Here is a 12474-nt window from a genome sequence, read left to right on the forward strand (position 1 = left end):
ACCGCGAACCGCGAACCGCGAACCGCGAACCGCGAACCGCGAACCGCGAACCGCGAACCGCGAACCGCGAACCGCGAACCGCGAACCGCGAACCGCTGGCGGGTGGCGGGTGGCAAGGTCAGTGCGTCCGAGAGAGCTGCGCAGCCCTGACCTCGTAACCATCCGGGGCAGCCATGACCGCTAGCGGCATCGGCTCGCCCCACCGCCTCCCCTTCGGCCGGGACGCCCGCCGCTGGAGCACCTTCCCCGGCGAGCGCACGGTGGTCGTCGCCGCGCGCACGGTCACGTCCACGGTGCGGGTCCTCGAAACGCTGCCCACCTTGCTGCGAGGAGACAGCCGGATCGCCGTCGTCTTCGCCCACGACCCCACCTCGGCGTTCTCCGACGGCGTCCTCGACCTGCTGTACGACTCCGGGTGCCGGGTCATGCCGTGGTCGGACGTGGGGGCCGTGGAGCCGGACCTCATCCTGTCCGCCAGCGAGAACGTCGACGTCCCGGAGGGCCGCTGCCCCGTCCTCGTCCTGCCGCACGGCATCGGCTTCCAGAAGCAGGTGCCCGACTCGCGCTCCCCCAGGACCCGGCTGTCCGGCATGGTGCCGGACGCGCTGCTGGCCTCCGGCCGCGCCTGGCTCGCCATATCCCACCCCGACCAGGAAGAACAGTTGCGGGCCGCGCACCCGGCGACCGCCGACCGCACCGTGCTCGTCGGAGATCCCTGCTTCGACGAACTCGCCCGCAGCCTCCCGCGCGCCGACGCCTACCGGCGCGCGCTGGGCGCCGCCGACGGCCGCCGACTGGTCGTCCTCAGCTCCACCTGGGGCCCCACCTCGCTGCTCGGCCGGGATCCGGAGCTACCGGCCCGGCTGCTCGCGGCGCTGCCGTACGACGAGTACCGGGTGGCCGCCATCGTGCACCCCAACGTCTGGTCCTGGCACGGTTCCTGGCAGGTCCGTACGGCACAGGCCGCCGCGCTGGACGCGGGGCTGCTGCTGATGCCGACGGTGCACGCGTGGCGGCCCGCGCTCGTCGCCGCCGATGTGGTGATCGGCGACCACGGGTCCGTGACGCTGTACGGGGCCGCGCTGGGCAAACCCGTCCTGCTCGCCGCGTTCGGTGAGGACGCGGTCTCCGGGACGGCGGTCGCCCGCCTCGGCCAGGCCGCGCCCCGGCTCGATCCACTCGTGGACCTGGTCGGCCAGATCGAGTCCGCGATCCGCGAGCACGGCGCGGACCGGTACGAGGAGATCGCCAAGCTCGCCTTCTCCGCACCGGGCCAGGCCCTCAGCCGCCTGCGCACCACCGTCTACCGCCTGCTGGAGCTGCCCGAACCGACCACCGGCCCGCCGCCCCTACCGGCCCTGCCCCGACCGGAGCCACCGGCCGAACCCGTCACCTCCTGGCAGGTGACCGCCTCCGCGCACCCCGAGGACGGCCAATGGGTGATCACCGTCCGCCGCCATCCGGCGTCCGTCGCCGACAGTGGAGCCGGTACCGACGACCGAGCCGTCACCGGCAGCGGCCCCGGCCCCGAGGAAACCGGCCCCGGCCCCGAAGGCACCGGCCCCGAAGGCACCGGCCCCGAGGACACCGGTCCCGAAGGCACCGGACCCGAGGCCATGACGAGCCTCTCCCAAGACGCGGCACCCAGCAGCCCCCCGCACCCATCCCCAGCCCTGGCAGCGGACCCCCATCAGTCCCCCCGCACGTTCCACCACCTCGCCTGCGACGAGGGGGAACGCGACCAACGGCTCATCGAGAGCGCCACCGTCCTGACCCGCCGCGCCCCCGCACCGACCCCCGTCGAAGCGCTCCGCTGGGCACGCGCCACCTTGGACCGGCTCCCCGGCAGCCACCTCGCCGCCACGGCCCTGGACGGCGCCGGCTGCCTGGTGGCCCTGCGCGATGGACGGGCCATGGAGGCGACCACCACCGGCCCCGCGCTCGACCCCGGCCTGCCCGCCGCCGTCATCCACGCCTGCCTGTGCGCGGGCCTGCCCTTGAGCGCCACGGACGGCCCGGCCAACCCAGCCGGTGCGGCCAATCCGCACGGCACAGCCGACGCACACGGCACGACCAACCCGCACGACACCTTCGTACGGATACGAATCGGCGGTCTACGCGAGGAAGAGATGGCGATCCGCCTGCGCCCCTCAGCCCCGCCCACCACCTCCGCACATCCATACCGCCCCGGGCACCACCCCTGAGCAAGCGGACAGAGCCCCCACCCCCGCCCCGGACGAGACACCCCCTTAAAAAGAACCCCTCACGCCACCCCGTCTCCCCCGTCTCCTTCCGCCTCCCCCATCCCCCGCAACCGCTCCCTCAGCACCTCAGCCTCCGGACTCCCCCCGGCCTCGTAGATCTCGTAAGCCCTGGTCAGGTACTCCCGAACGGCCGCGGCGCCCCCGACATCCCCAGCCTCTCCGGCACACCCGGCACCCCCGGCACCCCCGGACCGCTCCCCGATATCGGCCAGCCGGACCAGTGCCTGGGCCTCGTAATGGCTGGCCCTCTGAGCCCGGAGCGCACGTGCCGCCTCGCTCAGGGCCCGACGGGCCTCGTCCGTCTCTCCCAGGTGGTCGTGGACGACGCCGATGGCGGCCAGCACCCGGGCCGCCATCCGCAGGTCGTCCCGCTCCTCCAGGTCCCGCCGGGCCTGCCGCAGGGTGGCCAGCGCCGGGCCGTGCTCGCCCGCGGCGTCCTGCGCGCACCCCAGGAAGTACGCGGCGATGGCCGCGCCGCGTCCCTCCCCCGCCTGGACGTTGAGCTCGATGGACCGCCGGTAGGCGCCCATGGCCCGGGACGGGTCGAACCGGTCCCAGTACCGGCCGGTGAACTCCTGCACCGAGGCGTTCAGCACCGTGTGCCCCGAGACCTCGGCGCAGGCGGCGGCCTTCTCCAACTCCGTACGGGCCCGGTCGTACGCGCCGAGGTCCATCAGCGGCCGGGACAGCAGGCTGCGCAGCCGCGCCTCCGCCGCCGGGACCACCGCCTCGGCCGCCGCGGTGGCGCCCAGCTCCAGGGACTCCTGCCAGTCCGCCAGGTGCCGCCGGTGCAGGAACAGCACCGTGAACCCCTCCGCGAGCTGCCACACCGGCGTGTGGAGGCCCAGCCGCGCGGCCTCCCGCAGGACGGCCAGGATGTTGGCGCGCTCCGCCTCCAACCAGGCCAGCGGCTCCGGCCCGCCCTCGGCCGCGAACGGGTCGGGGACGCCGCGCAGCACCTCGTCCAGGTCCGCGACGCGCAACCGGTCCCGCCGCACGGCGCGGTCGGCGAAGGCGGTGAGGGCGAGGTAGTGCCGGGTCACCCGTTCCGTCAGGGCGTGCCGCGCGTCGGCCGGTTCCTCCGCGGCGGCGCGCTCCCGGGCGTGCAGCCGTACGAGGTCGTGGAAGCGGTACCGCCCGTCCTCCGCCACGTCGAGCAGGCTCGCGGCCTCCAGCGCGTCCAGCAGCGGCCCGACGGCCTCCGGGGCGAGCCCGGCGGCGGACGCGGCCGTCCCCACGTCGAACGTGCGCCCGGGCAGCCAGCCCAGCAGGCGGTACAGCCGGGCGGCACCCTCCGGCAGCTCCCGGTACGCGGGCCCCAGAACGGCGGACATGGAGTGCTCCCCTCGTAACGCCATCCCGGCGAGCCGGGCGGTCTCGTCGGCCAGTTCCGCAGCCAGCTTGGCGAACGTCAGCCGCCGGTCGGTCAGCCGCCGCGCCGCCACCACGTGCAGGGCCACCGGCAGCCCGCCGCACAGTTCGACCAGCCGCTCGGCGGACGCGCGCTCCGCCGCGACGGCCCGTTCCCCGCACCGGTCCGCCAGGATGCGCAGCCCGCTGTCCCGGTCGAGGGGGCTCAGCGGCAGTACGCGGGCGCCGTCCAGCGCCGCCAGTTCGTCGAGCCGGTGCTTGCTGGTGACGAGCAGGACGCTGCCCGGCCCCTTGGGCACCAGGGCCCTGACCTGGGCCGGCTGGTCGGCGTCGTCGAGGACGACCAGCAGCCGGCGCCCGGCCGACCGGGAACGGAACAGCGCGACACGCTCGGCGAGGGAGGCGGGCAGGTACGCCTCACCCACCCCCAGGGCGCGCAGGCACATGCCGACGGCCTCGGACACGTCCCCGCCGACCCGATCCCGCAGCTCCCCGAAGTCGACGAAGATCTGCCCGTCGGGAAACCGCTCGCGCCGCCGCGCCGCCCACCGCTTGACCGTCGCGGTCTTCCCGACCCCCGGCAACCCACTGAGCACAGCAACCCCGACCGGCACCGCGGCCCCGGAGCCCCGCCCTTCCCACTCCCCCTCTGCCTCCGACTCCGGCTCCGACTTCGACTCCGCGAACCAGTCGTCCAGCAGCGACAGGTCCGCCGCACGGTTGATGAACCGAACCGTCAGCGGCGGAATTTGATCGGGCGGGCCGTCCCCACCCGCCCCGGTGGTTGGGGCGCCGACCTGGAAGGTGATGCCGCCGTGCACGTGCTGGGCCTGGACGAGCGTCCCGAAAGACCCTCCGGACACCTCGTTCCTCCCCGTCGGAGCCCCGACCGGGTTGCTCCCGTAGGGCTCCACGGGCGACCCGCTCCACCCCTCACCGTTCACGGCCCCGCCCTTTCGTCCTCGTCCCCGTCACCGCCACGCGTCCTCCCGCCGGCCGCCACGAGCCTCTCCTGGCACCGGGCCCCATGCACATCAGGCCCAATGCGCACCGGAGCCTTCACCCACCAGGCCCTTCACCCAGCGGATCCTTCGTCCCACCAGGTCCCTGAGGCACTCCCTACAAAACGCCACCCCGAAACAACACCACGAGACGGGCCAAGAGACGACACCACCACACGCGAGAAGGCCCGGACCGCACCCTCACACGATCCGGGCCACTCCTACCCGTCAGCCGCACAGCTCCCCGTCAGACGTCTCCCGCCCGTCAGCCATCCCCCACCCGCCGGGCAGCCCCGCGCGTCAGCCCTCGGCCCGCTCGCTCCGGTCCCCCGCCCACAGCGTGTGGAAGGTGCCCTCGCGGTCGACCCGCTCGTAGGTGTGGGCGCCGAAGAAGTCGCGCTGGCCCTGGATGAGCGCGGCGGGCAGCCGCTCGGCGCGCAGCGCGTCGTAGTAGGCGAGCGCCGCCCCGAACCCGGGCGCGGGCACACCGGCCTGCGCGGCCGTGGCCACGACCTGCCGCCAGGCGTTCTGCGCGGCCCCGACCTCCTGGGCGAACCGCTCGTCCGCGAGCAGGCCCACGAGCTGCGGGTCCTTGGCGTACGCGGCGGTGATCCGGTCCAGGAAGGAGGCCCGCACGATCGAACCGGCGCGCCAGATGGCGGCCACCGCGCCCAGGTCCACGTTCCAGCCGTACTCCTCGCTGGCCCGCTGGATCATGTGCCAGCCCTGCGCGTAGGCGACCACCTTCGACGCGTACAGCGCCTGCTCCACCTGCTCGGCGAACCGGGCCGCGTCGTCCGGGTGCAGCTCATGCGCCGTCGGGCCGGGCAGCTCGCGGGCGGCGGCGCGCAGCTCCGTGTGCCCGGAGACGGTGCGGGCGAAGACGGCCTCCGCGATGCCGGAGACGGGGATCCCCAGGTCGAGGGCGAGCTGCACGGTCCAGCGGCCGGTGCCCTTCTGCCCGGCCCGGTCCGCGACCACGTCGACGAACGGCTTGCCGGTGTCCGCGTCCGTGTGACCCAGCACCTCCGCCGTGATCTCGATCAGGTACGACTCCAGGCGCCCCTCGTTCCAGCCCCGGAACGTTTCCGCGATCTGCGCGGGCTCGTACCCCGCGACCTTCCGCAGCAGGTCGTACGCCTCACCGATCAACTGCATGTCGGCGTACTCGATGCCGTTGTGCACCATCTTGACGAAGTGGCCGGCCCCGTCCGCCCCGACGTGCGTCACCGTCGGCGTGCCGTCCGGCGCCTTGGCCGCCACGGACTCCAGCAACGGCCGCAGCGCCGCGTACGCCTCCGCGGACCCGCCCGGCATGATGCTCGGCCCGTGCAGCGCGCCCTCCTCGCCACCGGAGACACCGGCCCCGACGAAGTGGATGCCCTTCTCCCGCAGCGCCGCCTCGCGCCGCCGGGTGTCGGCGAAGTGCGCGTTGCCGCCGTCCACGAGGACGTCCCCGGGCTCCAGCAGCGGCGCGAACTCCTCGATCACCGCGTCCGTCGGCTCCCCGGCCTTCACCATGATGACGAGCCTCCGGGGCCGCTCCAGCGCGGCGACGAGCTCCCGCGCGCTCTCCGCGACCACGAACTCGCCCTCGCCACCGAACTCCTCCACCAAAGCGTGGGCCTTGGCCGCGGTGCGGTTGTGGACGGCCACCGTGTATCCGTTGCGCGCGAAGTTCCGCGCCAGGTTGCGGCCCATCACGGCCAGGCCGGTGACTCCGATGTGCGCTGAGGCAGACATTGCGTGCGTGCTCCTTCGTACGTGGCGAGATACGTTCAAACGCGCTGACGTGCTGGGCACGTTGCGGACGCGTTCCCGCGTCGGCGCCCTGCGGCCCTCCCACCCTTCCCCGTCACCGCCGTGAGCGCCACGGTGCCTCGCACGGCGCCGACTTGGCCCCGCCCGTCACCGCACCCGCGTGCTTGCCAGCCCCAACGTCTCCCCCGCGGCGCGTCATTCCACCCGCGCGGCGTGCTGTGGATCACTTTCGCCGCTTTCCCCGCGACCAGGCCCGCACCTCCGTGCGCCTTTCCGTGAGGGCATACAAAGAAGGCTCGCGGTCACCAACGCCCGACATTGCGGCGACCATGACAATCACCGACAACCGCGGCGGCCGTGACATCGCCGGCTCCGCCGGCCCGGACGAACGCCGGCAATGCCTCCGATCGCGGCCCTTGCGAGGTCGCGTATCGATTCTCGTACGAGTCCGGCACGAGCTCCCCAAGACCGGGAAGCCACGAGACCCCATCGCTCAGACGGGGGCGGCCGAACGCGGACTCCCGTGGAAGACCTGCCGCCTGTGCCACGAACGATAGGCCGCCGCTATCGGACGGACACCGGGCTGAGGGCCGATGAGAGGACGATCCGCGAGCGCTGTGACGTTGTCGCGCGCGGTCTCGCTGTGCCCGACGAACCGTTGCGAAACCAGAATGCGGTGGCCCTCGCCGATCCCGAGAACACCTTTGTCGAACAGCTTGTGGTGCAGCGAGCACAGGCACAGCCCGTTCTCGATCTCGTCCGGGCCGTCGAAGGCCCACCACCGCACGTGCGCGGCCTCCAGACCGACCGGCACCGCGCCGATCCGCCCGTCGTAGCCGCAGAAGGCGCACCGGTACTCGTAAGCCGTCAGCACCAGCTCACGCATCCGCCGGTCCCGCTGCCGTCGCCCGGCCGGGAGCCGTTCGCTCCGCCCCGGCTCCAGTTCCAGGCCGACGGCCTCGCACAGCTCGCCGTGGAGGGAGGGCGGGAAGTTCATGTCCAGCAGCACCCGCGCCATCCGTTCGAGCAGCGAGGGCTCCCGCCGAAGCGCCGCCCGCAGCTCCGGCACCAGCCGCCCCACGGCCCCCGTCTCCCGCAGTTCCCGCACCCCGCTGCCGGGGCTGCCCGCTCCACGGTCCGTGCGTACCTCCCACACCTCGTCGCTGACCAGGTGGTGGAAGGGGTAGGCGGGCGTCGTCTTGTTGGGCGGACCGTACTCGGCGAGCAGTTGCTTCAGGTCCTCCTCGACCGCGGTGTACCGCAGCTCACCATCGGCGTCCTGCTGGAACCGGCCGAGGGCGTACAGGAACAGCAGCGGCTTGTGCGGGGCGCGCGTCCCGCTCCTGCTCCACTGCCGCAACTTGGCGGTGCGTTCGAGCCAGTCCATGACCGGTGATCGTAGTGGGGCTGCGTCGAACGTCGTCTCGGGCCCGCGCTGTGTGCGGGGCACGGTCGCCGTCAGCGGAAGCCTGGTCGGCCGTCACCGGGCCGCAGGTCGTCGCGAGGGGCGACGCTTTCGATCCACCGGCCACCCATTCAGTGCGGGTCGGGCCCCAACGTGTCCCACCCTGAGGACGATTCGCGTCCCCGGCGCTGAGGATTGCCGTCCGGATGCTGGTTGATCCAGGACAGCCCTCCCAGGTCAAGGCTGTGCCGGGCACGGGTGACGGCGACGTAGGCGAGGCGCGCCTCGGCGTCGTCGATGTCGCCGGGCAGCGGGTTTCCGTCCTTGTCCGTCTCCTCCTGGTCCACCGGTTCCTCGAAGTCCTCACCGACCCGCACGGAGGCCCACTCGCGGCCCTTGGACTTGTGGGCGGTGGAGACGACGATCTCGGCCCCCTCCTCGGCCGCGAGCCGGTCCACCGCTTGCAGGATGACCTCCACGCCGTGCTCGTCCACCAGGTCGACCAAGGGCAGCAGATCCCGCCCGGACGGGTCGTACTCGGCGTACTCCTGCAGTTCGCCCCAGGTCTCGAACAGAATCAGCTCAGGGTGGGTGCTGCGTTTCCCGGCCTTCAGGTCACGGGCGGCACGGGCCAGGGCCCGCAGTGCGTCACCACCGCCGACCAGTGCGACGCGACGGCCGGCCGCCAGCTGGCGCATGACTTCGAGCATGGCGCCGACGTTGGTCCGGCACAGGACCGCGTGCGGTCGCGCGAGGCGTTCGAGCCGGGTGTGGATGGCCGGGGTGCCGGTCAGACGGATCGGGGAGTCGACGATGTGCAACCATCGGTTGGCTTCCTCGGCCAGCGCGCTGCCGAAGCGGAAGGACTGGGACAGGGCCAGCCGCGTCCCGTCGAAATCACTCATCACGTCCCGCGCCCCGCGCCAGCCGTAGATGGCCTGCGCGGAGTCACCGACCATCACCAACTGGCAGTGTCCCCGCTGGGCGTTGAAGATCTGCTCGACCACCGGGTTGGTGTCCTGGGCCTCGTCCAGCAACAGGAATTCCGCCTCGATCCTCGGCTCGGTCAGTGCCCAGATCTTCAGGTAGTGATCGTGATCGAAGCGGACGACGCCTTCCTGCGGGTTCTGGAGGTCGTCCCATGCCTTGATCGCGTAGGGCAGGACGATGTCCACGAGCTGTGCGTGCGGGTCCGCGGCCTCGACGCCGCGCAGGCGGGGAACGTGGTGCCGTTCGATGGCGCGGTCCGCGGACTGGCAGAAGCGGGTGACGGTCCGCAGCACCGTGTAGGAGAGCGCCTTGTTGGTGACGTTGCGCGCACCGATCCGCACTCTCATGTTGATGCCGATCCCCAGCGAAGCGCCCGTCTTCCAGCCGGGCACACGGGGCGCGTTCATCCGGGACGCGTACTTGTGACCCACGGCGGCGAAGGCCAGCGCGTGCGCGGTCTTGCACCGCACATTGCCAGGGAACTTGCCGGCGGCTTCGTTCGCGATCGACTTGTTGAACGCGATGTACCGGCCGGGCTTCGACGTACTGGCCGCGAGCATCGCCAGCGTCGTCGTCTTCCCGGTCCCCGCCCCGGCTTGCAGGACCATGTGGTCCCCACGCCGGAAGACGTCGACGGCCGCGCTCTGCTCAGGGGTGGGTGCGGGCATCGTGCTCCTCAAAGGGTGAGTGCTGCTTCGCAGCGTCCTCGCACGGTGACACACGGGGAGGAGACGCGTCCGGCGATCATAAAAACGCCGTCATAAAAACGCCGCGCCTTCTGGTAGCGGGGCGGTTTCTGCGGTCACACGGTCGCGACGGGTCCCGCAACCCGGTGGGGGTGGGAGCCACAGGGCGACATCCCGATGGTCCGGCTGGGGCCCGGGCCGCGAGCATGGTGTCCGCGATCCCGACCGGCCAACACAAGCGGGTCACAAGACGCCCGGCCTACACAGGCCGGGGCGCAAGACGCCCGGCTGGCACAAGCCGGGGCACAAGACGCCCGGCTGGCGACAGCACGATTCACCGCACACCACCGTTCGCATGAAGGGCACCATTCTCGATGTCCTCGACATGGACGATGGCATCCGGAATATCCTTGAAGTGCATAAGAGCCTTGACGGACACCTTGTAACTCCGCCCCGCCCTCGCCACGGGGAAAGGAAACTGCCCGGCTCTGATGAGCCGGTGTGCGGCAGATTCAGCGATTCCCATCACGCCCGCGGCTTCTCGTAGCCCGATGAACGGAGGGTAGAGGTCTGAGGCGTAGTAGTAGAGGTTCGGATCGGAAATCCGGGAACGGCCAAGCCTCGTGGCCCTCACCGCCTGACTGACCGATCCTGAACGACGACCGGAGCGGAGTTCGTCATGGAAGCCCCGCACGGCGTCGAAACACCCATGACCTTGGAGAAGCGCCCCGAGTCGCTCACCCCTGATCTGTTCCGCGACACCTGTGTCACGGATACCGCTCATATCGATGATCGACGTTGCCCTCAGCGGGGAACTCGGGGTGGATATCTCCGGCCGGACGAAGATCTCGATATCGTCCATCGAGTACTCCGACGAGTTGGCGCTCCCATACCGGAACGCAACCTCGAAGGCCGCCTTCACCATGCGGTCCCTGACGTGGCGCGGTGGGACCCCCACGGCAGTGTCGGCCCATACCTCCAATGCCGTTGCCACCATGGCCGACCGAATCTCCTCACGCTCGACTCGGAAATCGCGGGCGATTCTCGTGGACAGCAAACGGAAGCACGGGACGATGCAGTCGAGTATGACCAACCGCCATGTGCTGTCGTCGTCCAGGTCGCACAGCCTTCCCATGGCGATCAGGGACTCCCACAGACGTGAGGTCGGAGCCGATCGGACGCCCGCCGATATCGCCTCGGCGCGGAACTTCGGATAAGTGGGATGCCGCTTGATGTCGCACTCCTTGACATCTCCCACATGCACGCAAACCGGCGACTTCCCGAACGCCTTCCGAACATTCCATTCGATGTGGTCGAACACATCTGGCATGATTCGTGCCCCAATCTCCACAGGTCATCCGCGACCGAGTATGGGGACCAGGGAAGATCCAATGACCCCGCGCCAACCGGGTCACCCAATCGTGTGAAGAAATTCTTGTATTCAGATAATCTGGGCCCCTCCGGCGGCCCCTCCGGCGGCCCCACCGGGCCCGTTCGGTGCACGCCGGGACCGCGTGACGCGGGCGGCATCGGGTGGGCCCTGCCCGCCGGCAGGCGACGTTCGCTCAAGTCCTCAAGCCCTGAGGGCCTGCCCGCGTATCGGCGAGAGCCCTGACGAGGCTGCGGCCAAGCCGGTTCGTCCCAACGCGAACAACGTGAAGCTGAGACGGAAAGACGGCTCGCAAGCCGCGAAGACCCTCAGGGCGGCGGGGGGACAAGGCGAAAGCCCAGGCCGGGACCAAACGAGAGCAAGGCCGCTCAGGGCAGCTGGTCGTAGACGGTTCGGACGTAGGCGGCGCTGCGGTCGGAGCCTAGGATGCCCGGTCCCATCTTGTTCATGACGTAGGAGATGGTCATGCGCCGGTCGAGATCCGCGATGATCATCGAGCCGCCCCAGCCACCCCAGAACGCGATCCTGCCGTCCGGGATCCAGGACAGGGTGCCCTTCTTCGGCAATGCGAAGCCGATGCCCCAGCGAGACGGCAGGCCGTTGACGAGGTCGACGCCGTCCGCCTGCACGTCGAAGATGAGGTCGATCGTCTTCTCGCCGAGCAGCCGGATGCCGTCGACCTGGCCGCCGCGGGCGAGCGCGGACAGGATGCGGGCGACGGATCGGGCGTTGCCGTGGCCGTTCGCCGCACCGATGTCCGCGGCCCGCCAGGCCGGGGTGTTCGCGGTTGCCGCCGCCACCGCCGGGCCCGTCAGGGTCTTGTAGGCGGGACTGGCTGTCTTGTGGGCGGCCGGATCGAACGGCAGCGGGGGCGGCGGCACGATGTCCGCGACCCGCGTCCAGTCCGCTTCGGCTGCGCCTATCTGGAAGTCCGCTCCCAGGGGGCGGGCGATCTCCTCGGCGACGAACTGCCGCAGGGACCGGCCGGTGATCCTGTGCACGAGTTCCCCGATGAGGTGCCCGTAGTTCATCACGTGGTAGCCGGAGGCCGTGCCCGGCTTCCACCACGGGGTTTGCGCGGCCATCCGGGCCGCCGCCCCGGGCGTGTCGTACAGGTCCTCCACGCTCGCCGGCTGTTCGAGCCCGGAGACGCCGGAGGTATGGGATAGCAGATGGCGGACTTCCACGCCCCGCTTGCCGCCTGCGGCGAACTCGGGCCAGTACCGGGCCACCGGCGCGTATACGTCGAGTTCGCCCCGGTCCACCAGCATGAGCGCAGCGAGACTGGTGACGGTCTTCGTGATCGACCACACGTTGGTGAGGGTGTCCTCCTCCCAGGCGGCGGTGCGGGCGACGTCGCGGTGCCCGCCCCACAGGTCCACGATGCGCTCACCGTCGATGTCCACGACCAGCGAGACGCCGATCTCCTCACCGGATGCGAGGTTCTGCCGCAGTGTCTCCCGCAGGCCCGCGAAGCGGGGCTCGAACGTTCCGTGCAGTGTGGTCATGGCGCGCTGTCCTTCGTCGATGTCGCCGGCCGCGGCCCCGGTGTGCCCCACGGGCGGGACTCATGCCCTGTGGGGCTACGCCGCAGATGCGGCTCCGG

The 12474-nt window shown here is 71.4% G+C and carries 7 protein-coding genes; 1 reads left to right on the top strand and 6 read right to left on the bottom strand.

Translation table 11 applies throughout. The features are described from left to right. Positions 1–173 precede the first annotated feature (173 nt). Positions 174–2204, top strand: coding sequence for a hypothetical protein (locus ABZX96_RS06735; protein ID WP_355538962.1), 2031 nt, complete (start codon positions 174–176; stop codon positions 2202–2204). Positions 2205–2263: 59 nt separating this feature from the next. Here ABZX96_RS06735 and ABZX96_RS06740 read toward each other — a convergent pair whose 3' ends face one another. The 6 genes from ABZX96_RS06740 to ABZX96_RS06765 all read right to left on the bottom strand — a co-directional run bounded on the left by ABZX96_RS06740 (position 2264) and on the right by ABZX96_RS06765 (position 12376). Then, positions 2264–4498 carry a hypothetical protein gene (locus tag ABZX96_RS06740; RefSeq protein WP_355538965.1) on the bottom strand — a complete coding sequence of 745 codons (2235 nt, stop codon included), beginning with the start codon at positions 4496–4498 and terminating at the stop codon, positions 2264–2266. A 438-nt stretch (positions 4499–4936) separates the two neighbouring features. Next, a complete protein-coding gene (gene gndA, locus ABZX96_RS06745) occupies positions 4937–6379 on the bottom strand; it encodes an NADP-dependent phosphogluconate dehydrogenase (protein WP_355538968.1) in 1443 nt (480 codons plus the stop codon). A gap of 511 nt (positions 6380–6890) precedes the next feature. After that, positions 6891–7784: a phosphorothioated DNA-binding restriction endonuclease gene (locus ABZX96_RS06750; RefSeq protein ID WP_355538971.1), complete on the bottom strand. Its 894-nt coding sequence runs from the start codon at positions 7782–7784 to the stop codon at positions 6891–6893. 149 nt (positions 7785–7933) lie between these two features. Further along, entirely contained in the window at positions 7934–9460 is a 1527-nt protein-coding gene (locus ABZX96_RS06755) for a UvrD-helicase domain-containing protein (protein WP_355538974.1), read from the bottom strand. Between the two features lie 352 nt (positions 9461–9812). Beyond that, complete coding sequence (locus tag ABZX96_RS06760; protein WP_355538977.1) at positions 9813–10799, bottom strand: hypothetical protein; 987 nt, start codon at positions 10797–10799, stop codon at positions 9813–9815. Between the two features lie 437 nt (positions 10800–11236). Next, a complete protein-coding gene (locus ABZX96_RS06765; RefSeq protein ID WP_355538980.1) occupies positions 11237–12376 on the bottom strand; it encodes a serine hydrolase domain-containing protein in 1140 nt (379 codons plus the stop codon). Between the last annotated feature and the right edge of the window lie 98 nt (positions 12377–12474).

The sequence above is a fragment of the Streptomyces sp. NPDC003077 genome (assembly GCF_040611095.1).
In the GTDB taxonomy this organism is placed as follows: domain Bacteria; phylum Actinomycetota; class Actinomycetes; order Streptomycetales; family Streptomycetaceae; genus Streptomyces.

Excerpts from the sequence above, each read along its gene's own strand:
- ABZX96_RS06735 (WP_355538962.1), top strand. The coding sequence starts at position 174 with ATGACCGCTAGCGGCATCGGCTCGCCCCACCGCCTCCCCTTCGGCCGG.
- gndA (WP_355538968.1), bottom strand. The coding sequence starts at position 6,379 with ATGTCTGCCTCAGCGCACATCGGAGTCACCGGCCTGGCCGTGATGGGC.
- ABZX96_RS06750 (WP_355538971.1), bottom strand. The coding sequence starts at position 7,784 with ATGGACTGGCTCGAACGCACCGCCAAGTTGCGGCAGTGGAGCAGGAGC.
- ABZX96_RS06755 (WP_355538974.1), bottom strand. The coding sequence starts at position 9,460 with ATGCCCGCACCCACCCCTGAGCAGAGCGCGGCCGTCGACGTCTTCCGG.
- ABZX96_RS06765 (WP_355538980.1), bottom strand. The coding sequence starts at position 12,376 with ATGACCACACTGCACGGAACGTTCGAGCCCCGCTTCGCGGGCCTGCGG.